The sequence below is a fragment of the Kitasatospora sp. NPDC002965 genome, assembly GCF_040611255.1.
In the GTDB taxonomy this organism is placed as follows: Bacteria; Actinomycetota; Actinomycetes; order Streptomycetales; family Streptomycetaceae; genus Kitasatospora.
On sequence record NZ_JBEXNT010000078.1, the window covers coordinates 12,988 to 34,383 of the forward strand.

Here is a 21,396-nt window from a genome sequence, read left to right on the forward strand (position 1 = left end):
AGAGCACCAATCACACCGGGCGAGGGTGGCGACTGACCCGCATTGGTCGGATCGGGGGCGTGTCCGTGGCACGGCCGGGAGGGCCGCTGAGGGGATGCCCGCTCAGGGGAGGTCCTGCTCCGCCCAGATCGTCTTTCCCTGCCGGGTGTAGCGGCTGCCCCAGCGGTTGGTGAGCTGGGCGACCAGGTAGAGGCCGCGTCCGCCCTCGTCGGTGAGGCGGGCCCGGCGCATCCGGGGCTGGGTGGCGCTGGGGTCGGAGACCTCGCAGGTGAGGCGTTCGGCGCGGATCAGCCGGACGCCGACCGGGCCGCCGGCGTAGCGGATCGCGTTGGTGACCAGCTCGCTCAGCACCAGTTCGGTGGTGAACACCAGGTCCTCCAGGCCCCAGGCGCGGAGCTGTCCGGTGGCGGCCTCCCGGACCCGGGCGACGCCGGCCGGGTCGGTGTCGAGGGTCCAGCCCGCCGTGGCTTCGGCCGGTACCGCCCGGGTCCGGGCGAGCAGCAGCGTGACGTCGTCGGTGAGGCGGTGCGCGGGCAGACCGGCGACGACCTCGCGGCCGAGGTCGCGCAACGACGGGGTGCCGGCGTCGCCGGCGGCGGGGCCGGGCCCGGCCACGGCGGCGAGCCGGCGGCCCAGTTCGGCCATCCCCTCGTCGAGGTCGTCGCCGTACCCCTGGATCAGCCCGTCGGTGTAGAGCGCGAGCAGGCTGCCGGGGACGAGTTCGACCTCCGTCACCTCGAACGGCAGGCCGGTGACGCCGAGCGGCGGACCCGGCCGGACGGGCACGTAGGTGACGGCGCCGTCCGGGGCGACGACGGCGGGGGGCGGATGCCCGGCGGAGGCCATCGCGCAGCGCCGCGACACCGGGTCGTACACCGCGTACACGCAGGTGGCGCCGAAGGGGACGGCCTGCTGGTGGTCGTCCGGGTCGGCCTCCTCGTCCGGCCGTTCGGCCTCGACCATCAGCTGGGCGACCAGGTCGTCCAGATGGACCAGCAGCTCGTCCGGTTCCAGGTCGAGGTCGGCGAGCGTCCGGACGGCGGTGCGCAGCCGCCCCATGGTGGCGCTCGCGGCGAGCCCGTGGCCGACGACGTCCCCGGCGACCAGGGCGACCCGGGCGGAGGAGAGCGGGATCACGTCGAACCAGTCGCCGCCGATGCCGCTCGCGGTGTCGGTCGGCAGGTAGACGCTGGCGGTGGAGACGGCGGCGGTCTCGGCCTGCGAGGGGGGCAGCAGGCTGCGCTGGAGGCCGACGGCGGCGCGGTGCTCGCGGGTGTAGCGGCGGGCGTTGTCCAGGGCGAGGGCGGCCCGGTCGGCGATCTCGCGCAGCAGTTCGCGGTCGGCGGGCAGGTAGGGCGGCCGGTTCGGGGCGCGTCGGACGGTCACCCGGCCGAGGAGGCTGCCGCCGGCGCGCATCGGGGCGGTCATCTCGGTCGAGGCACCCGCCGGGGTGTCGGCCCCGGCTGCGGCTCCGCCCGCCCCGGCGTCGGGGGCCTCGACGCCGGGCGTGCCCATGACGCCGGCGCCTTCGGCCGGGGCAGCGGGATCGGCGGGATCGGCGGGATCGGCGAGGGTGGGCGGGTCGTCGGGGTCGACCTGGACGGCGACGCCGGTGGGTGGGGCCGGGAGCGCGTTCGGTCCCGGCGTGACGGCCACGGCGGTACGGCGCAGCACCAGGCGGCCGTCCCGGCCCGGGGCCGGTTCCTCGCCGACGAACACGGCTTCGGCGACGTCGACCACGGCCAGGTCGGCGAGCCCGGGGGCGAGGACGGCCGCCAGCTCCTCGGCGGTCGCCGAGACCGACAGCGAACCGCCGACGGCGGCGGTGGCCCGGTGGAGCAGCGCGAGCCGTTCGCCGGACCGGTGCAGTTCGGTGACGTCGGTGAACAGCGCGGTGACCCCGATGACCTGACCGTCCGGGGCCTGGAGCCGGAACGCGGAGATCGCCATCACGGCGCCGCCGGCCGGGTCCTCGATGGTGCGGACCAGCTCCTCCGCGCCGACCAGCGGCCGGCCGGTGCGCAGCACCTCGTGCAGTCCGCGCTCGACCGCCTCGGCGTCCTGGGGCTGGAGGAAGTCGCCGAGGCGGCGGCCCCGGAGGTCCGGTGGGAGGCCGCTGTAGGGGAGCAGGTGGGTGTTGGTGCGGATCAGCCGCAACCGGTCGTCGAAGACGGCGAGGCCGACGCGGTCCTGGAGGAACAGTTCGCGGGTGAACGCCTGGTCCTGGCGCGAGCGGGCGACCTGCGTCGCGGGGGCGGCGAGGACGAAGTACCGGGCGGGGGCGTCGGGCCGGTCGTGGCCGTCGCGGAGGCCCTCGTGCGGGCCGGTGGGCGGGCAGCTGCACGGTTCGGTGGGCGGGCCGCCGAGCGGCAGCACCTGGTAGGCGACCGCCAGCTCCTCGCCCCGTCCGGAGCGGAGCTCCGCCGCGCCGGACCAGCCGTCGAGCCGTTGCTGCTCGGTGAGGTCCGCCAGGGAGGGCCACCCCGCCGGGTCGGCGAGCAGTTCCCGGACGGGCCGGCCGCGGACCTGGGCGGCGCCGAGGGCGAGCAGCCGTTCGGCCTCCAGGGTCCAGCCGACGATGCGGCCGTCCGCGTCGAGCAGGGCTCCGGCCGCGCTGCCGAGGAAGGGCGATCGGCCACGGTGCAGGGCGTCCGCCGCGCTCATCCGGTCCGCTCCTCTCCTCCGCCGGCGCCTCCGGGGCGCGGCCTGGGACCTCTCCATCATCCCCCGGCCGGCCGGGGCCGCCAGTTTCGCGGGCCCGGCCACAGGGCCGCCCGGGGGACCGGCGGCGTACGGGAGGGGTGGCGGAGGGGCGCGGGAGGGGCTCGGGGCGGCGCCCGGCCGGGGAGGCGGTGTCCTGCCGCGCAGGGGGTTCTCGGGCGCGGGCTCTTATTGTACTCTCCGTCAATAAGCGGGGCGGGCGGGATCCCGCGCAGGCCACCCACCCGGAGCATCCACCTGGAGGCAGCCATGGCTCACCCGGCGCCACGCACCCACACCACCGCGCGCGGCAGCGCGCACACCGCGGCCGACGACGACGTCTCCAGGCGGCTGCTCGACTCCGCCGCGACGCTCTCCTACGACCCGGCCGTCGAGATCGACTGGGACGCCCCGCTCCCGCCCGGGGACTACGGGCTCAACCCGGAGTGGAGCACCCTCTACGGCACCGCGCTCTGGGCGGAGATGACCGAGGAGCAGCGGGTCGTCCTCACCCGGCACGAGGTCTGCTCGATCATGACCACCGGCATCTGGTTCGAGATGATCCTCCAGCAGATGGTGCTGCGCGACCAGTACCTCAAGGACCCCGCCAGCGCCGCGTTCCGCTTCGCGCTCACCGAGATCGCCGACGAGTGCCGGCACTCGATCATGTTCGCCCGGGCCTGCGAGAAGATGGGCGTCCCGCAGTACAGGCCGAACCGGCTCATCGCCCAGGCCGGCCGCGCCTTCAAGGCCCTCGCCCGGGGCGAACTCGCCTACGGCGGCATCCTGGTGGCCGAGGAGGTGCTGGACGTCATGCAGCGCGACTGGATGCGCGGCGAGAACGTCCTGGAGATCGTCCGGGGGACGTCCCGGATCCATGTGGTCGAGGAGTCCCGGCACATGAAGTTCGCCCGCCAGGAGATCCGCGAACGGCTGCGCGGTGCGGGCCCCGCCCGCCGCCGGGCGGCCGCCACGGGGATCGCGACCGGGGCCTACGTCATCGTCAGCAGCATGGTCCACCCGGGCGTGTACGCGGCGGCCGGGCTGGACGTCGGCAGGGCGGTGGCCGAGGCCCGGGCCAGCGGGCACCGGCGGGCGATGATGCGCACCAGCAGCCGCCACCTGATGGCCTTCCTGGCCGAGACCGGCCTGCTCACCCGGGCCTCGGCGGCGCTCTACCGCCGCGTCGACATGCTCTGAGGCGCGACCCGGCCCCGTTCACGACCCGACGCGTTCAGGGCGCGGCCCGCATCGGCCCGCATCGGCCCGCATCGGCCCGCGTCGGCCCGCACGCACCCGAACCCACTGGAACCCACGCAGCGAGGACCCCACCTCCGCCATGGCCTACGCGATCACCCGTACCTGCTGCAACGACGCCTCGTGCGTGTCCGTCTGCCCGGTCAACTGCATCCACCCCACGCCGGACGAGCCCGACTTCGGCCGGACCGACATGCTCTACATCGACCCGGCGGCCTGCATCGACTGCGGCGCGTGCGCCGACGCCTGCCCCGTGGACGCCGTCTTCCCCGTCGACCGCCTGACGGGGCCGGACACCGTCTTCGGGGACCTCAACCGCGACTGGTTCCGCGACCACCCCTCCGACCACGCCTGGGGCACGCCCGCCTTCCCCCGCAGCCTGCCCGCCGGCCTCGACCTCGGCACCGGGCCGCTGCGGGTCGCCATCGTCGGCACCGGGCCCTCGGCCGGCTACACCGCCCAGACGCTGCTGCGCACCACCGGTGCCGAACTCACCATGATCGACCGGCTTCCGGTGACCGGCGGTCTGCTGCGGCACGGCGTCGCCCCCGACCACCAGTCGACCAAGCGGATCGCCGAGAGCTTCGCGTCCGTCTTCCACGACCCGCGCCTGCGGATCCACCTCAACGTCGAGGTCGGCGCCGACCTCACCCACGCCGAACTCGCCGCCCACCACCACGCGGTGGTGTACGCGGTCGGCGCCGCCGCCGACCGCAGGCTCGGCCTCCCGGGCGAGGACCTTCCCGGCAGCCTGCCCGCCACCACCTTCGTCCGCTGGTACAACGCGGAGCCGACCGTCCCGGCCGACGCGGTCGACCTGGGTGCCGCCGCCGCGGACGGTCCCGGTGCGGAACGGGCGGTCGTCATCGGCAACGGCAACGTCGCCGTCGACGTCGCCCGGATCCTGCTCACCGATCCCGACCGGCTGGCCGCCACCGACATCGCCGACCACGCCCTCGCCGCGCTCCGCCGGAGCCGGATCCGCGAGGTGGTGCTGCTCGCCCGGCGCGGGCCCGAGCACGCGGCGTGGACCGGGCCCGAGTTCCTGGCCCTCACCCAACTACCGGGCGTCGAGGTCGTGGTGGACGATCACCCCGAGGTCCGGGCCGCCCTCGCGGCCGCCCCCGAGGGCTCGGGCGCGGCGCTGCTCGCGGGCCTTCCGCTGGAGCGCGTCGACGGCGCGGGCCCGCCGCGCCCCGGCCGGCGGATCGTGCTGCGCTTCCTCGCCACGCCCACCGAGCTCGTCGGCACCGGCCCCGCCGGGGCCGCCGGGGCCGAGCGGGTCGAGGCCGTCCGGCTGGCCGGTACGGACGCCCTGCTCCGGACGGGCCTGGTGGTGCGTTCCATCGGCCACCGCGGCGTTCCCGTCCCCGGGCTCCCCTTCGACGAGGCCGCCGGAAGCGTCCCGCACCGGGCCGGCCGCGTCCTCGACCCGGCCACGGGCCGCCCGCTCCCCGGCGCGTACCTCGTCGGCTGGGCCAAGCGCGGCCCCTCCGGCGGCATCGGCGCCAACCGGGCCTGTTCCCAGGAGACCGTGGACGCCCTGCTGGACGACGCCGCCGCCCGTGCGCTTCCGGTACCCACGGGCACGCGCAAGGAGTTCGACCGGCTGGTCCGCACCCGCCGCCCCGACGCCCTCGGCCTGCGCCACCTGCGCGCCATCGAGCAGGCCGAACGCGCCCGCGGCCAGGCCACCGGCCGCCCCCGGGTCAAGCTCCCCACCGTCCCCGCCCTCCTCGCGGCCGCCCGCCGCTGAGGTGCGGGAAGGGCGGTCAGACCTCCCTCGCGCCGACGGCGCGCAGGAGGTCACCGAGCCACACGTGCGGGGGGCTGCGTGGGTCGGGCCGGCTGTCAGCTGAAGAGTGCGGTGAGGTCGAGGGGGGAGACCAGGAAGACGCCGGTCGCGGTGTCGTGGGAGTGGAGGAGGGCGGTGCGGCCGGCCGGGAGGGCGGGGTCGCCGGGCGCGGTGCGGACCGGCAGGAGGGCGGGGGCGCCGTCGTCGGTGCTGGTCTCGGCCCAGCCCGAGGTGGCGGTGGCGCCTCCGGGGAGGATCACGCAGGCGCGGCCGACGAGAGGGAACGCGTCACCGTCCCAGTCCCCCTGGTCGCCGGCACACGGCTCGACGCACGCCTCCGCACCGCCGGATTCGGATCCGGTGCGGCGGCCGACGTCGCGACCCCCGTGCGCGGCGTCGGCCCCGAAGCCGCCGAGCAGGGCCGACACCCAGTACTCGACGGCCGTCACCAGGATCGGAGAGCCCGGCGCGGCCTTGAAGAATCCCCGCATCCGTTCGCCCCTCCGGCTCTCCTCGCGGCGCCGGCCCCCCGGGCGCCGTGGAGATCCTGGCAGGGCAGGGCCGTTCGCACATTGCCAGGATCCGGCAATCTTGACGGCCATTTGACACCCGGGAACGGACCGTGGGCCCGGGACGTCCGGGACCGATCGGGGGGAACCGGACGCCGGGAGCGTGCCGTACGGAGGTCGGCCACGCAGGAACGGGCCGCGCGGGGGGTGGGCGGCACACGGCCGACCGCGCGCAGGCCGGTCAGAGCGGCCGGGCCGGCCACTCCAGCAGGCGGGCGCCCATCACAGCGGTCTCCAGCGTGTAGCGGTGCAGCGCGTCGGAGGGGTCGTAGCCGGTCAGGGTGCGGATGCGCTCCAGCCGGTAGCCGAGGGTCCGCACGCTCACGCCGAGCCGGCGGGCGGTCTCGGCGTTCACGTAGCCGGCCTCGGCCTGCACGGTGATGGTCTCCAGCAGCGGTCGCGCGCCGCCGCGGGCCGCGGTCAGCGGTCCGAGCACGTTGCGGACCAGGTCGGCCATGGCGGCGCGGTCGCGCATCAGGACCGGGAAGACCAGCAGTTCCTCGGCCCGCAGCCGCTTCGCGGGCAGCCCCAGCCGTTCCGCGTACTCCAGGGTGCTGAGCGCCTCCTCGTAGCTGCGGACGACGCCGCCGGTGCCGGAGTGCCGGCGGCCGGTCGCGACCCGGACCGCCGTGGTGTGGCCGGGTGCGGGGCGGAGCGTGAGGTCGATGAAGGCTTTGAGGACCTCCTGCTCGCCGTCGGGGGCGATGCAGACCAGCCGTCCCTCCCGGACCACGATCAGGACGGTCCGCTCGTCGAACCGGCCGCACAGGTCCCGCAGGATCCGGCAGATTCCGGTCCGCCCGTCGACGTAGGGGTGGCTGCCGACCGCGACCGCGACGGTGTAGCCGGCGGCGAGCCGCACGCCGAACCGCTCGGCCCGTTCGGCGAGCACCCCGAGGTCGCCGCGGCCGCGCAGCAGGTCGTCGATGAACTCCCGTCGGTTGGACTCCTCCAGGCGCATCGCCAGCCGCTGCGCGCGTTCGTGCCCCTCGCCGAGCGCGCCCAGCGCGGCCTCGGTGGCGGCGAGCACGGCGTCACCGGTGCGGCGCAGCTCGGCGGCGGTGACGGCGGAGGCGAGTCCGGGCAGGGTCTGCCAGGCCTGGCGGGTGGCGCCGAGGCAGTGCGTGACGAGGTCGCGGAGGCCGTGGCCGGCCTCGGCGCCGCGCTCGCCGAGGCTGCGCAGGCTCTCCAGTTCGGCGCGTCGCAGGAGGCGGCCGGTGCGGGAGACGTCGGCGAGCAGGTCGAGGCAGCGCAGGGTGAGTTCGGCGGCCACGTCGACCGGCCCCGGTGCGGCCGTCGACCCCGGTACGGTGGTCGGCCCCGGTACGGCTGCCGGCCTCGACGGCCCCGGTGCGCCCGACGGCTCCGACAGGCCCGGCAGTTCGGGTGGTCCGTGCTCGTTCGTCACCGTCATGCCGTCTGCTCCGCCCCGGTTCGTCCGCGTCACTTCGCATGCACTGCCCCGGGCGGAATGTTATCGGGTTGTCACCGACCGTGCCCGGGGCCGGGGTTGTGGCGGACGCGGCCGGGGGGAAGCCGCAGGCCGGGTACCGGCGGGGCCCCGGGGCGGCCTCCCGTCGGAGCTGCGCTCACGGCAGCAGCGGACGGTGGCAGGCGACCGTGCGCCCGGGCGCCACCTCCCGCAGCTCCGGCACCTCGTCGGCGCACCGGGCGTCGGCGAGCGGGCAGCGGGTGCGGAAGCGGCACCCGGAGGGCGGGTCCAGCGGGGACGGCGGGTCGGCGGGGAGCAGGCCGGTCTCCCCGAGCGGGCGGCCGGGTTCGGGGACGGCGGCGAGCAGGGCCGCGGTGTAGGGGTGGGCGGGGGCGGCGAGCACCTCCTCGGTGGGGCCCTGTTCGCAGAGCCGGCCGAGCTGGAGCACGGCGACGTCGTCGCTGACCGCCCGGACGACGCCCAGGTCGTGGGAGATGAACAGGCCGGCGAGGCCGCGTTCCTCGGTGAGCCGGCGGAGCAGGTTGAGGACGGTGGCCTGGGCGGAGACGTCGAGCGCGGAGACGGCCTCGTCGGCGATCAGGACGCGGGGTTCGGCGGCGAGTGCCCGGGCGATGGCGACGCGCTGGGCCTGGCCGCCGGAGAGCTGGCCCGGCCGGCGGTCGCCGAACAGGCCGATCGGCAGGCCGACGGCGTCGAGTTGCCGCTCCACCACCTCCGCGCGGTGCCGGGCCGGGTCCGGGTGGGCGTCCAGCGGTTCGGCGACCAGGTCGCGGACGGTGCGGCGCGGGTTGAGCGAGGAGATGGGGTCCTGGAAGACCATCTGCATCCTCGGCCGCAGGGCCCGCAGTGCGCGCGGGGCGAGGGCGGCCAGGTCGGTGCCGTCCAGGGTGACGGTGCCGGTGGTGGGTGGGGGCAGCCGGAGCAGGGCCTTGGCGATGCTGCTCTTGCCGGAGCCGGACTCGCCGACGAGGGCGAGGGTCCGGCGCTCGTGGAGCGCCAGGTCGACGCCGCTGACGGCGTGCAGCGGTCCGGAGCGGGTGCGGTGGACCACCGAGAGCCCGGTGGCCCGGAGGACGGCGGTCATGCGGCGCTCTCCGTGGCGGTCGTGGCGGGCGTGGCGGTCACGGTCTTCTCCAACGGGGTGAGCGGGAAGTGGCAGGAGGCGGTCCGCCCGGGACCGGCCCGGTGGACCGGTGGCGTGTCGGTCGTGCAGACCGCCTCCGCGCGCTCGCAGCGCGGTGCGAACGGGCAGCCGGGGAGCGGCCGGGAGAGGTCCGGCGGTGAGCCGGGGATGGCGGGGAGGGTGCGGCGCAGCGGCCCGGTGACCCGCGGCACCGAGCGGAGCAGCGCGGCGGTGTAGGGGTGGGCGGGGCGTTCGGTGACGGCCTCGGTGGGTCCGGTCTCGACGACGCGTCCGCCGTACATGACGGCGATCCGCCGGGCCCGTCCGTAGAGCAGGCCGATGTCGTGGGTGATCAGGAGGGTGGCGAGGCCGCGGTCCTCGCGGTGCCGGTCGAGCAGGTCGAGGACGGTGCGCTGGACGGTCACGTCGAGTGCGGTGGTGGGTTCGTCGGCGAGCAGCAGGGCGGGCGAGCCGGCCAGGGCGGCGGCGATGCCGACGCGCTGGCGCAGGCCGCCGGAGAGCTCGTGCGGGTACGCGCGGGCGCGCCGGGCCGGGTCGGGGACGTCGACCGCGGCGAGCAGTTCGGTGGCGGTCTCGCGGCGGGCCCGGCGGGAGAGCCGGCGCCGGTTGGTGAGCGACTCGGTGACCTGGTCGGCGATCCGGACGACCGGGTTGAGGGAGGTCATCGGGTCCTGGTGGACCATGGCGACGCCGGTGCCGAGGAGTTCGGCGCGCCGGGCGGGGGCGGCGGTGAGCAGGTCCTCGCCGTCGAGGAGGACCTGTCCGGTGGAGGTGACCCTGGTGGTGCGGGGGTGGATGCCGAGGACGGTCCGGGCGAGCACGGACTTGCCGGAGCCGGACTCGCCGACCACGCCGAGGCACTCGCCGGCGTCGATGGTGAGGTCGATGCCGTGCAGGACGTGCAGGGCCCGGCCGTCGGGGGTGTGCAGGGTGGTGTCGAGCGAGCGGACCTCCAGGACCGGAGCGGTCATGTGCGGCTTCCCTTCGAACGGAGCTGCTCGCCGAGGTAGTTGAGGGCGAGGACGGTCAGGCAGAGCACCGCCGCGGGGGCGAGCGAGATCCACGGTGCGCTGCCGAGGGTGGTCCGGCCCTCGGCGATGATGCCGCCCCACGAGGGCTCCGGCGGGCGGAGTCCGAAGCCGAGGAAGCTGAGCGAGCCCTCGGCGACGATGGCGACGGTGGTGGCGGTGAACGCGAAGGTCAGCGCGATGGGCGCGACGTGCGGCACGACCTCGCGGCGCAGGATGCGCAGCGGCGCGGTGCCGATCATCCGGGCGGCCTGGACGAAGCCGCGCTCGCTGAGCGAGAGCACGACGGCGCGCACCACACGGGTGAAGTGCGGCACGGTGAACAGGCCGATCAGGGTGCCGATCACGGCGAGGCCGGGGCCGCGCAGGGCGACCACGATCATCACCAGGATCAGGGTGGGCACGGACATCAGCAGGTCGGTGACGAAGCCGATGGCCTTGTCGACCGGGCCGCGGAACCAGCCGGCGGCCACCCCGAGGGCCCCGCCGCCGAGCAGGCCGACGGCGATGGTGAGGCCGGCGACGGCGAAGGAGGCGCGGGCGCCGGCCACGGTGCGCTGGAGGACGTCGCGCCCGGCGGCGTCGGTGCCCAGCCAGTGGCCGGGGCCGGGTGCGGCGGACGGGTGGGCGAAGTCGCCGTGCAGCGGGTCGAAGCCGGGCAGCAGCGGCAGCAGCAGGGCGGCGAGCGCGACCAGGGCCAGCCAGGCGCCGGCGGCGATCACTCCGGCGGACGGCCGCCGCCGGGCCCTGCGCGGCAGGTCCTTGTCCGGGCGGGCGGTCGCCGGGGCGGCGGCCCCGGCCCCGGCGGCCGTCGCGCGCTCCGCCGCGGTCACGGCGTCGGCTGCGGTGACGGCGGCGGTGACGGCGTCGGCTGCGGTGACGGCGTCCGCGGTGGTCACGGGTTCAGCGGTGGTCATGGGCGATCCTCGGGTCGATCGTGCGGTACAGCAGGTCCACCGCGAAGGTGGCCGCCACCACGGCGACGGCGCTGACCACCACCACCGCCTGGACCACCGGGAAGTCGCGTCCGTTGATGGCCCCGGCGGCCAGGCTGCCGACGCCGGGGACGGCGAACAGCGACTCGACCAGCACCGAGCCGCCGAGCGACGTCCCGATGCCGATGCCGACCAGGGTGACCAGCGGCAGCGACGACGGGCGCAGGGTCCGTCGCAGCAGCAGGCGTGCGGTCCCCATGCCCCGGCTGCGCGCGGCGGCGACGTAGGTCTGGTCGAGGGTGTCGATGAGCTGGCCGCGCAGCGTGCGGGTGAAGACGGCGGCCTCGGTGAGGCCGAGGGTGAGCGCGGGCAGCACCAGGTGGCGCAGGTTGTCGAGCGGGTCCTCGGTGAACGGGGTCCAGCCGGTGGCGGGCAGGATCCGCAGTTGGACGGCGGCGATCCAGATCAGCAGCAGGCCGAGCACGAAGCCGGGCACGGCGAGCCAGACGAAGGCGCCGGCGGTGGCGATCCGGTCGACGGTGCCGCCGGGCCGCCAGGCGGACCAGAGCGCGACCGGCAGGGCCAGGCCGAGCGCCACCACCTGGGCGGTGACGAAGAGTTCGAGGGTGACGGGGATGCGGTCGGCGAGTTCGGTGGTGACGGCGGCGCCGGTGGAGAGCGAGTGGCCGAGGTCGCCGTGCAGGGCGTCGCCGATCCAGCGCCAGGTGGCGGTGAGGACGTTCTCGTCGAGGCCGAGCGTCGCCTCGTACGCGGCGACCTGTTCGGGGGTGGCGGTGGGGCCGAGCGCGGCGAGGGCGGGGGAGCCGGGCATCAGGTGCGGCAGCGCGAGCGCGGCCACGGTGACCAGCAGCAGGACGGCGCCGGCCCGTCCGGTCTGTCCGGCCCACCCGGCGACGCGCAGGGTGCGGGCTGTCACTTCTTCACCCACAGGGTGGCGGGGGAGACGCTGACGACGGTCCGCTTGGAGACGTCGGGCAGTCCGCCGGTCTTGGCGGAGGCGAGGAAGCCGACCGGGTTCTCGGTGAGGAAGAGCATCGGGGCGTCGTCGACGACGGCCTTCGCGGCCGCCTGGTAGGAGCGGGTCCGCCGGTCCTGGTCGAGGGTGGCGCGTCCGGCGGCGATCGCCTGCGCCGCCTCGGCGTTGGTCCAGCCGGTGAAGTTGTAGGGGGCGTCGGGCGCGAAGAGGCTGGCCAGGGCGGTGTCGGTGTCGCCGAAGAGGCTGGTGAGGAAGTCCATGACCTGGAACTTGCGCTGGAACATCGCGGTGCCGAGGCTCGCGGGGTCCAGCGGCTTGATGGTCATCTTCACCCCGACCTCGGCGAACATCTGCTGGAGCACGGTGGCCCGCTGCTGGCCCTCGGGCCGGTTGTCGACGAGGTACTCGAAGGCGAGGTCGGCGTGGCCGGCCTCGGCGAGCAGGGCGCGGGCCTTGGCCGCGTCGTGCGCGGGGTAGCCGGCGGCGCCCTGGGCCCGGTACGGGGAGGTGGAGCCGATCGGGCCGTCCGAGACCTTGCCCTGGTCGAGGTAGACGACCTTCTCGACGGCCGTGCGGTCCACCGCGTACTGGAGCGCCCGGCGCACGCGCGGGTCGTCGAAGGGGGCGGCCTTGGTGTTGAACAGCACGGTGGAGGTGCCGCCCGGGCCGACGGCCGTGCGCAGTCCGTCGCCGGCGGCCTGCCGGTACTGGGCGGGGTTCTCGGTCCAGACGAGGTCGGCGTCGCCGGAGCGCAGCGACTGGTAGCGGCTGTCGGTGTCGGGCAGCACCTTGTAGACGAGCTTGTCGGCGTGGCCCTTGGCGCCCCAGTAGGAGGGGTTGCGGGCGAGGGTGACGGAGACGCCGGGCTGCACGCTCTCCACCGTGTACGGGCCGGAGCCGACGGCGGGGGCGTCGGCGGCGGCGGGCGCCTCGGAGACGTAGCCGAGGGAGCGGGTGAACAGGTTGGGGAAGGCGGCGTTGGGCGCCTTGAGGGTGAAGACGACGGAGGTGGGGGAGTTGACCGCCATCCCGCCGATGGCGGCGGCGTCGGCGGCGCACGCGCACTTGGCCTCGGGCTTGGAGAGGCGGGTGACGTGGTCGACGACGGCTTGGCCGTCGAGCGGCTTGCCGTCGCTGAAGGTGACGCCCTCGCGCAGGTCGAGCGTCCAGCCGGTGGCGTCGGCGTTGGGGGTGAAGGACTTCGCCAGGTGGGGCTGGACAGCGCCGTTGTCCCCGTTGGTCATCAGCGGGTCGTAGAGCGCGTTGGCCAGGACCATCATCGGCATCGAGGTCAGCGTGGAGTCGGCCGGGTCGAGCTTGGCGAACGGGCGGTCGAGGCCGATCCGCAGGGTGCCGCCGTCGACGGCCGGGCCGTCGTCGGTCGCGGTCCTGGTGGCGCCGCCGGCGGCGACCGTGTCGTCGGAGGCCGAGCAGGCGCCGGCGGTGAGGGCGAGGGCGGCCGTGCAGGCCGTCGCTACCAGAACGTGCGTGTGCCGCTTCATGGGTTCCCGTGCTTCCTCGGAGGGGGGGGGAGGGGGGTGGCGAGGGGCGGACGATGCTGTTCCGGTCGTCGCCGGGGACGTCGCCGGGGACTACCTTTCGGAAGTGGCATAGCTGCCAATTGGCAGTTGTGCAAACTTCGCGTGACGAACTGCCGACGACTTCGCGCTCGCCTTGAGCGAGCCGCGCCCGGCGTGATTGCGTACGGACGAGGCCGTACGCAGTACGGCAGTTGACATGAACGACCGACATGCACGACGCCCGGGGGAACCGGGCGCGACGAGGGGCGAGCAAGGTATGCAGGGGCAGGGGACGGACACCGTGGCGGCGAGCGGCGCCGAGACCGGGCTGCGCGACCGCAAGAGGGCGCGGACCCGACAGGCGATCCGCACGGCGGGGCTCGACCTCTTCGAGGAACAGGGTTTCGAGGGCACGACGGTGGATCAGATCTGCCGGCGCGCGGACGTCGCCCACCGCACCTTCTTCCGCTACTACGCGTGCAAGGAGGCGCTGCTCTTCGGCCTGGCCTTCGGTGCGGCGGTGCTGGACGCCTTCGAGGCGGCGCCGGCCGAACTCGGCCTCTGGGCCGCCTTCGGGCACGCCGTGCGGACCACCGACGGGCAGTTCGAGGAGTTGGCCGAGCACACGGCCCGGCGCCGGGCGCTGCGCCGCCGGTTCATGGACGTCCGCTCGGTGCACGACTACGCGCTGGTGACGATCGACTCGCTCGTGCAGCGGTCGGTGGCGATCGCGGGGGAGCGGCTGGGCGTCGACCCGGCCGTCGACCTGCGTCCGCACGTGTTCGGGGCGGCGCTCGGGGGCATGGTCAGGCGGCACGTCGTGCTGGGCAGCGAGGCGGGCATGCTGGAGGCCTGGGCCGAGGCGCTCCGGGAGGTGTTCGGTCCGGAGGAGTTGGCCTTCGCCCGGACCTGGTCCGACCGGGAGGAGCCGGCCCGGCCCGGTCCGGAGGAGGCGCCCCCGCCCGGTCCGGGCGGGACGTCTCAGCGATCGCGGTAGTGCAGCACGAAGCGCGCGCTGGCGCCGTCGATCCTCCGCCGGACGTACAGCGCGGGCGTGCCGTCCGGCGTGCAGCTGACGCCCTCGCGGACCAGCAGCGGGGTGCCGACCGGCACGCCGAGCAGTTCCGCGTCGGTGAGGTCCGCGCCGATCGCGCCGAACGCCCGCCAGTCGTACTCCAGCTCCACCCCGGCGGCCCCGGCCAGGGCCGGCACCATGTTGCCGGGCCGGCCCGGCCGGACCAGCTCGGCGGGCAGCGGCCCGGCCGGTACCCAGTAGCTGCTGGCCACCCGGGGCCGGCCGCCGAACCGGATCACGGTGTCCACCCGGGCCAGTCCGGCGGTCGGCCGGCCGAGCTGCCGGGCGGCCTCCTCGTCCTCGGCCGAGCCGGCCACCGGCGGGGCGGCGACGACGAACTCCCCGTCCGGGTCGGTGCCCTGCGGCGGCCTGGTGTCCGGTGCGGGCGGGGCGTCCAGCGGCAGCGAGCCGTGCACGCTGCCGAGGTCGACCCGCTGGCTGGCCGGGTCGACGTCGATCGAGATCCGGACGGCCGGCGGGCGGACGAAGGTGCCCACGCCCCGGCGGATCTCCACCACGGCCGCCCGGTCCAGCTCGGCCACCGCCTGCCGGACGGTCAGCCGGTTGACCCCGAACTCCGCGCTGAGCTCGGGCTCGCTGGGCAGCCGGGCGCCCGCCGGGTACGTGCCGGCGTCGATCCGCTCCTGGAGCTGCCGGGCCAGTCGGCGGTACAGCGGGGTGTCGCTTCGGTGCGTTGCCACGCGGCAGATCCTACGGAGCCGGGCGGCGCGCGGGCGGCCTGCGGGCGGCCTGTGGGCGCCGTCGGCCCGTACGGCGGCCGGGTTGGTCCGATGTTCATCCTGTCGTCGCTTGCCCTGCACCGGGCTCGACCGGTAGACATCTAGACATCTAGATGTCCTGCCCCGAGGTTCCGGGCACCGCTCCACCGCCGGGTCCCTCCGGTCGCACACCCGCCCCACCGTCCTCCTCCGAAAGGCCCTCCCATGTCCCTGGTGAACTTCCGCGACCCCGCCACCCTCGCCGACCCGGACGGCCGCTGGGTCCGCCCCGGTGCGCTCTACCGCTCCGCCCAGCCGTACCCGGCCGCCGACGGCGCCACCGTCGCCGAGCTGAACGCCGCCGGCATCCGCACCGTGATCGACCTGCGCGGCGACGCCGAGGCCGACCCGGCCGACTGGGCCGAGGCGGCGGCGGCCGGGATCGAGATCGTCGAGGCGCGCATCCAGCCCACCAACCCGGCCCTGGAGGTGTCCATGCGCGGGATGGTCACCGCCGCCGACCTCGGCGCCTTCTACCTGCTGATGGCCGAGTCCGCCCCCGAGTCGGTCGCACGCGCGGTCGAGGCCGCCGCCCGCCCCGGCGGCGCGCTGCTGCACTGCGCCGCCGGCAAGGACCGCACCGGACTGCTGACCGCCCTGCTGCTCGACCTGGTCGGCGTCCCCGCCGAGGAGATCGTCGCCGACTACGCCCGCACCAACGAGGCGCTGACCCAGATCTTCGAGATCCTCGCCGAGCGCAACCGCAGCGCCCTGAACGACTACCACGCCGGCTCGCTCACCGTGCCCGCGCCGCTGCTGGAGGCCCCGGCGGGCGCGATGGTCGCGTTCCTGGAGCTGGTCGCCGCCCGCTACGGCGGCACCGAGGGCTTCCTCGCCCACTGCGGTGTCCGGGCCGCCACCGTCGAGGCCTTCCGCGCCAAGGCCGCGGCCAACGCCGCCGCCCCCGTCGCCACCGCTTCCGCCACCGCCGGTGCGGAGGCCCTCGCATGACGGCCCGGCTCCGCCACCACGACGGCACCCCGTTCCGGGACCTCAACCACAACGGCACCATGGAGCCGTACGAGGACCCGCGGCTGCCCGTCGAGGAGCGCGTCGACGACCTGCTCGACCGGATGACCCTCGCCGAGAAGGCCGCCCTGATGTGCCACGGCCGGATGCTCCCCGGCGGCCACGGCCCCTTCCCCTCCGGCGCCCACCTGATCACCGAGCGCGGCCTGACCGCCTTCGGCATGATGGCCGTGCCCGACGCCCGCACGATGGCCGAGTGGAACAACCACGTCCAGGACCTCGCGGCCGCCGGCCGGCTCGGCATCCCGGTCACCCTCGCCTCCGACCCGCGGCACGGCTTCACCGAGAACCCGGCCACCGCCTTCACCGGCGGCGGCTTCTCCACCGGCCCCGAGCCGATCGGCCTCGCCGCCACCGACGACCCGGCCCTCGTCCGGGAGTACGCCGAGCTGATCGGCCGCGAGCTGCGCGCCGTCGGCATCCGGCTCGCCATCCACCCGATGGCCGACCTCGCCACCGAACCGCGCTGGGCCCGGATCAGCGGCACCTTCGGCGAGGACGCCGACCGCGCCTCCCGGACCATCGCCGCCTACATCCGGGGCCTCCAGGGGGAGCGGATCGGCCCGGACAGCGTCGCCTGCATGACCAAGCACTTCCCCGGCGGCGGCCCCCAGTTCCGGGGCGAGGACTCGCACTTCGCGGCCGGGCGCCGGCTCGTCTACCCGGGCGGCGCGTTCGAGCAGCACCTGCGCCCCTTCGAGGCCGCGTTCGAGGCCGGCACCGCGCAGATCATGCCCGCCTACGCGATCCCGTCCGGCAGCGGGCTGGCCGAGGTCGGCGCCAACTTCAACCACGACGTCATCACCGGTCTGCTGCGCGGCAAGTACGGCTTCGACGGTGTCGTCTGCACCGACTTCAACGCGATCACCGGCATGGACGTCCCGGGCATCGTCAGCCTCCCGCCGCGCCACTGGGGCGTCGAGGAGCTGTCCGTGCCCGAGCAGGTCGCGCTGACGCTGGACGCCGGCGCCGACCAGCTCGGCGGCGAGACCGACCCGGAGCTGATCCTGACCGTGGTCCGCTCCGGCGCGGTGAGCGAGGCCCGGATCGACGAGTCGGTCCGCCGCATCCTGCGCGACAAGTTCCGCCTCGGCCTGTTCGACGACCCGTACGTGGACGCGGACGCCGCCGTCGGGCTGGTCGGTACCCCGGACGGGCGCGCGCTGGGCCGCCGGGTGCAGGCCCGCTCGCTGGTCCACCTCGCCGGGCAGCCGCTCGACGGCGGCGGCCGGCTGTACGTCGAGGGGGTGGACCGGGAGGTCGCCTCCCGCTACGGCACGGTCGTCGACCGGCCGCAGGACGCCGACGTCGCGGTGATCCGGCTCGCCACGCCGTACGAGAGGCGCGAGGGGATGCTGGAGCAGGCGTTCCACTCCGGCTCGCTGGAGTTCGAGCCGGCGGAGGCCGCGCGGCTGGCGGAGCTGGCCGGCGCCCTGCCCACCGCCTTCGTCGCGCAGCTGGAGCGGCCTGCCGTGCTGACCCCGCTGGAGCCCCGTGCGGCCCTGCTGGTCGGCGAGTTCGGTGCGGCCGACGACGTGGTGCTGGACGCGGTGTTCGGCCGGGCCCCGATGACGGGCTCGCTCCCGTTCGACCTGCCGCGCTCGGACGCCGCCGTCGAGGCCGCCCGCGAGGACGTCGCCTTCGACACCCGCGATCCGCTGTTCCGCTGCGGCCACCCGACCGCCCCGCGCCGGGCGGCGCGGTGACCGGGTAGCGGTGGCCCGGCGGCGGAGGCCGTCTTCGTCGGGGCCGCCCGCGCGGACGGCCGGATCGGCGTCCGGGCCCGCACCCGCAGCCCGGTGGGGCCGGACGCTCCGGCCTCCCGCTATGCGCCACGCTCCGCCGGCTGCGGGGCGAAGGGGCCCGGGGCGGTGAAGGCGCGGGCGGCGAAGCGCCGGGCCATGTGCTGGTGGGTGGCGGCGTCCGGGTGGAGCCGGTCGGGCAGCGGGAGGGCGGTGGCGTCGGCCGGTCCGTAGAGGTCGCGGCCGTCGAGGTGGTGAAGGTTCGGGTCGGCGGCGGCCCGCTGTCCGACGATGCGGGCCAGTTCGTCCCGGATGACGCCCAGCGTCAGCTTCCCGCTCGCGCGTTCGGCGGGGTCGCCCGTCGCCCGGAAGCGGAGCTGCCCGGCGCCGAGGGCGGTGAGGTCGATCGTGCTGGGGCCGGGTGTGTCCTCGACCATGGGGCACAGGATCGGTGAGACGACCAGCAGCGGTGTGCGGGGGTGGCCGTCGCGAATGGTGTCGAGGAAGCCGTGGACGGCGGGGGTGAAGGCGCGCAGGCGCATCAGGTCGTGGTTGACCAGATTGATGCCGATCTTGATGCTGATCAGGTCGGCGGGGGTGTCCCGCAGGGTGCGGGCGGTGAAGGGGTCGAGCAGGGCGCTCCCGGCCAGACCCAGGTTGATCAGCTCCACGTCGCCGAGGGCGGCGGCCAGGGCGGGCCAGGTGGTGCTGGGCCCGGCGGCGTCGGAGCCGTGGCTGATGGAACTCCCGTGGTGCAGCCACACCTTGCGGCCTCGGTCCGGCACGGGCTCGACGGGGGCGTCGGTCCGCAGGGCGACGAGTTCGGTGGTCTCGTTGTACGGCAGCCAGATCTCGACGTCCTTGACCCGGTCGGGCAGGTCGCCGAAGCGGAGCGTGCCGACGCTGCCCGGGCGGCGCTCGGCGGTCCTGGTGGTGATGTCGACGGTCAGCGTGTCGCCGCCGGCGACACGGGCCTGACCGGCCAGGTGGCCGTCGACGAGCAGGTCGTAGACGCCGTCCGGGCGCGCCGGGGCACCCACGTAGGCGATCTTGGTGGGCAGCGTGTCCAGTTCGACGACGGTGGCCCGGGTGCGGAAGACCAGCCGCACACCGGAGGGCTGGGACTCCGCCCTCGCCAGCTGCGGATCGGTGCACTGGGCGCGGGCCCGGGCGGGCAGCCGGTGCGGCAGCAGGCCGCGCCCGGTGTGCTCCAGTTCGAGGGCTCCGCGCAGGAGGTTCGCGGCGACGGGCGTGGTGATCAAGGCGTGCGGATCGTGCTGGTGGCGCATGGCGTCGGCCTGCCCTCGGGGTTGTCGTGGTGTGGCGGTTCGTTCGATGGGGTGCCGGGGGCGGGGCTCTGCACCAGGTGGCTGTGCGGGTTCCGCGAGGGTTCCGGCCTGGCATCTAGATGTCTAGATGTCGCAGATGCTATCCCCCGCCGAGCCGCGCCCGGTTGAACAGCAGGAGAACTTCACGGGTGCCCGCCCGAGCTGGAACGAGGGGGCCGGATCCGTAGGATTCGCCAGGTGCCGACACCACGAAACAACGGTCCGCTGTACCTCCGGTTCGCCCACGCCGTCCAGGAGCGCATCGACTCCGGCGAGTACCCCCCGGGCTCCCGGCTGCCGAGCGAGCCGGAGCTGTGCCTGCAGTTCGGCGCCAACCGGTTGACGATCCGTCAGGCGATCGCCGAGCTCGACCGCGCGGGCGCGATCGAGATCCGGCGCGGGGTCGGCACCTTCGTGCGCCGGCCGGTCGTACGGGCCACGATCGACGTCGACCCGACCAGCGCCCGCTTCGACGTCGGCAGCCAGAGCGTGCCCGTGCCCGTGCGCGACCTGAAGGGCACCGAGGAGCGGACCGTGGAGGTGGCTGTCGGCCCGGACACGGCACCCGACCGGCAGGCGGCCGAGCACCTGCGGCTGCCCGCGAGCGCGCTGACCCGCATCGACACGGTGATCGTGATCTCCGCCCGGCCCTGGGCCGTGAACAGCTACTGGGTGGCCACGCACCTGCTGCCCACGGGCTTCGCCGAGTCGACGCGGCCCCGGAACACCACGGTGGCGGTGGCCGAGGCGATCGGTGTCGAACTCGAATACGACTGGCGCTCGTTCAGCGCGATCGCCGCCGACATCGCCGACGCGCGGCGGCTCGACGTCGGCGCCGGCAGCCCGCTGCTCCTGCGCGAGGGGGTCAGCTGCGCACCGGACGGGCGGCCGATCCTCTACGTGCGCCGGCGCATCTACGGCGAGAACGCCAGCTTCGTGATGCGCTACCGCGAGTGGCGCCACGGGGGCCAGGGCCCGGGCCCTGGCCCTGGCGGCGCGGCCACCGGCGGTTGAGGCGGGTCCCGTGGCCGGGGCTTCCGTCGTCCTCCGCTCGCACGTGGTCCGGTCGTCGCGGGCCGACCGTGCGATTCCGGCGGCGGTTCAGCAGTCCGGACGATTCTGCCGATACGGGTCGAGATCCGCCGGTTGGATCAGACGTGACGGTGACGATCCGTCCGGAGGAGGAGATTGCCCCATGAGCACGACGGCGACCGGGTCGGCGCAGGCCGTGGGGACCGGCCGGGGGCGCGGCGACGAGCCCGCCCGGCCCGGAGGATCGCACCACCGATGTCGACATCACAGGAGGAACGCGTGGTTCAGTTACTGAGGGTCCAGAACTTCAACGTCTCGGCCGACGGGATCGGTGCCGGTGAGGACCAGACCTTCGAGCGGCCGTTCGGTCACGTCGACCCCGGGCGGCTGTTCGCCTGGGCCGGTGCCACGGCGAGCTGGCCGATGCGCACCGACCCCGGGGGCAGCCGGGGCCTCGACGACTACCTCACGCGGGACTACGCCCGCAACATCGGTGCCGAGATCATGGGCCGCAACAAGTTCGGGCCCCAGCGCGGGCCCTGGCGCGACCACGAGTGGCGCGGCTGGTGGGGGGACGAGCCGCCGTTCCGCACCCCGGTGTTCGTCATGACCCACCACGCGCGTCCCTCGTTCACGCTCTCCGACACCACGTTCCACTTCGTCGACGCCGACCCTGCCACCGTCCTCGCGCAGGCCAGGGAGGCGGCCCGCGGCAAGGACGTCCGACTCGGCGGCGGGGCCACCACCATCCGGCAGTTCCTCGACGCGGACCTCGTCGACACCCTGCACGTGGCGGTCTCCCCGGTGACGCTCGGGTCCGGGGTGCGGCTCTGGGAGTCCCCCGACGAGCTGCTCGACCGGTTCCACCTGGACGTCGTCCCCAGCCCGAGCGGGGTGACGCACCACCTGTTCTGGCGGAAGTGACCGCTCCCCGGGCCCGGCCCGGGACCGCCGCCGGCGGAGTGGGGCCTGGGGCCCGGCCCGGAACCCCACCCCCCCGGGGGGGCGGCGCG

At 75.4% G+C, this 21,396-nt stretch carries 17 protein-coding genes; 7 read left to right on the forward strand and 10 right to left on the reverse strand.

Annotated elements, in window-relative coordinates; genetic code table 11:
• Nucleotides 1-102: 102 nt before the first annotated feature.
• Nucleotides 103-2,664, reverse strand: a complete 2,562-nt coding sequence (locus ABZY91_RS26385; protein WP_355405508.1) for a SpoIIE family protein phosphatase — start codon at nt 2,662-2,664, stop codon at nt 103-105.
• A 306-nt stretch (nt 2,665-2,970) separates the two neighbouring features.
• Between ABZY91_RS26385 and ABZY91_RS26390 the strand changes: the two genes are divergently transcribed.
• Entirely contained in the window at nt 2,971-3,900 is a 930-nt protein-coding gene (locus tag ABZY91_RS26390; protein WP_329882006.1) for a diiron oxygenase, read from the forward strand.
• 139 nt (nt 3,901-4,039) lie between these two features.
• Complete coding sequence (locus ABZY91_RS26395; RefSeq protein ID WP_355405509.1) at nt 4,040-5,713, forward strand: 4Fe-4S binding protein; 1,674 nt, start codon at nt 4,040-4,042, stop codon at nt 5,711-5,713.
• Between the two features lie 95 nt (nt 5,714-5,808).
• Here the strand turns inward: ABZY91_RS26395 and ABZY91_RS26400 are convergent, their stop codons facing one another.
• The 7 genes from ABZY91_RS26400 to ABZY91_RS26430 all read right to left on the reverse strand — a co-directional run bounded on the left by ABZY91_RS26400 (nt 5,809) and on the right by ABZY91_RS26430 (nt 13,380).
• Nucleotides 5,809-6,243, reverse strand: a complete 435-nt coding sequence (locus ABZY91_RS26400) for a hypothetical protein (RefSeq protein ID WP_355405510.1) — start codon at nt 6,241-6,243, stop codon at nt 5,809-5,811.
• 259 nt (nt 6,244-6,502) lie between these two features.
• Nucleotides 6,503-7,735 (reverse strand): helix-turn-helix domain-containing protein, encoded by a 1,233-nt coding sequence (locus ABZY91_RS26405; RefSeq protein WP_355405511.1) that lies wholly within the window; start codon nt 7,733-7,735, stop codon nt 6,503-6,505.
• A gap of 175 nt (nt 7,736-7,910) precedes the next feature.
• On the reverse strand, nt 7,911-8,858 hold the full coding sequence (locus tag ABZY91_RS26410; protein WP_355405512.1) for an ABC transporter ATP-binding protein: 948 nt from the start codon (nt 8,856-8,858) through the stop codon (nt 7,911-7,913).
• Nucleotides 8,855-9,889, reverse strand: a complete 1,035-nt coding sequence (locus ABZY91_RS26415) for an ABC transporter ATP-binding protein (RefSeq protein WP_355405513.1) — start codon at nt 9,887-9,889, stop codon at nt 8,855-8,857. The genes ABZY91_RS26410 and ABZY91_RS26415 overlap by 4 nt, the downstream gene beginning before the upstream one ends.
• Nucleotides 9,886-10,863 (reverse strand): ABC transporter permease, encoded by a 978-nt coding sequence (locus tag ABZY91_RS26420; RefSeq protein ID WP_355405514.1) that lies wholly within the window; start codon nt 10,861-10,863, stop codon nt 9,886-9,888. Before ABZY91_RS26420 ends, ABZY91_RS26415 begins: the two co-directional genes overlap by 4 nt.
• Nucleotides 10,850-11,818: an ABC transporter permease gene (locus ABZY91_RS26425; protein ID WP_355405515.1), complete on the reverse strand. Its 969-nt coding sequence runs from the start codon at nt 11,816-11,818 to the stop codon at nt 10,850-10,852. The genes ABZY91_RS26420 and ABZY91_RS26425 overlap by 14 nt, the downstream gene beginning before the upstream one ends.
• Nucleotides 11,815-13,380: an ABC transporter substrate-binding protein gene (locus ABZY91_RS26430; protein ID WP_355405516.1), complete on the reverse strand. Its 1,566-nt coding sequence runs from the start codon at nt 13,378-13,380 to the stop codon at nt 11,815-11,817. The genes ABZY91_RS26425 and ABZY91_RS26430 overlap by 4 nt, the downstream gene beginning before the upstream one ends.
• Before the next feature lie 295 nt (nt 13,381-13,675).
• Between ABZY91_RS26430 and ABZY91_RS26435 the strand changes: the two genes are divergently transcribed.
• A complete protein-coding gene (locus ABZY91_RS26435; RefSeq protein WP_355405517.1) occupies nt 13,676-14,395 on the forward strand; it encodes a TetR family transcriptional regulator in 720 nt (239 codons plus the stop codon).
• Here the strand turns inward: ABZY91_RS26435 and ABZY91_RS26440 are convergent.
• A complete protein-coding gene (locus tag ABZY91_RS26440) occupies nt 14,380-15,174 on the reverse strand; it encodes a GntR family transcriptional regulator (protein ID WP_355405518.1) in 795 nt (264 codons plus the stop codon). The two genes, ABZY91_RS26435 and ABZY91_RS26440, sit on opposite strands and share 16 nt — an antisense overlap.
• Nucleotides 15,175-15,417: 243 nt before the next feature.
• Here ABZY91_RS26440 and ABZY91_RS26445 point away from each other — a divergent pair, with 243 nt between their 5' ends.
• On the forward strand, nt 15,418-16,203 hold the full coding sequence (locus tag ABZY91_RS26445) for a tyrosine-protein phosphatase (RefSeq protein ID WP_355405519.1): 786 nt from the start codon (nt 15,418-15,420) through the stop codon (nt 16,201-16,203).
• Nucleotides 16,200-17,987, forward strand: a complete 1,788-nt coding sequence (locus ABZY91_RS26450) for a glycoside hydrolase family 3 N-terminal domain-containing protein (protein ID WP_355405520.1) — start codon at nt 16,200-16,202, stop codon at nt 17,985-17,987. Before ABZY91_RS26445 ends, ABZY91_RS26450 begins: the two co-directional genes overlap by 4 nt.
• A 119-nt stretch (nt 17,988-18,106) precedes the next feature.
• Here ABZY91_RS26450 and ABZY91_RS26455 read toward each other — a convergent pair whose 3' ends face one another.
• Nucleotides 18,107-19,312 (reverse strand): GDSL-type esterase/lipase family protein, encoded by a 1,206-nt coding sequence (locus ABZY91_RS26455; RefSeq protein WP_355405521.1) that lies wholly within the window; start codon nt 19,310-19,312, stop codon nt 18,107-18,109.
• 237 nt (nt 19,313-19,549) lie between these two features.
• On the opposite strand from ABZY91_RS26455, the gene ABZY91_RS26460 reads away from it, so the two are divergent.
• The gene (locus ABZY91_RS26460; protein WP_355405522.1) at nt 19,550-20,365 is read left to right on the forward strand and encodes a GntR family transcriptional regulator; all 816 of its coding nucleotides are present in this window, start codon (nt 19,550-19,552) and stop codon (nt 20,363-20,365) included.
• A 297-nt stretch (nt 20,366-20,662) separates the two neighbouring features.
• Nucleotides 20,663-21,307 carry a dihydrofolate reductase family protein gene (locus ABZY91_RS26465; RefSeq protein ID WP_355405532.1) on the forward strand — a complete coding sequence of 215 codons (645 nt, stop codon included), beginning with the start codon at nt 20,663-20,665 and terminating at the stop codon, nt 21,305-21,307.
• The last annotated feature ends 89 nt before the right edge of the window (nt 21,308-21,396 follow it).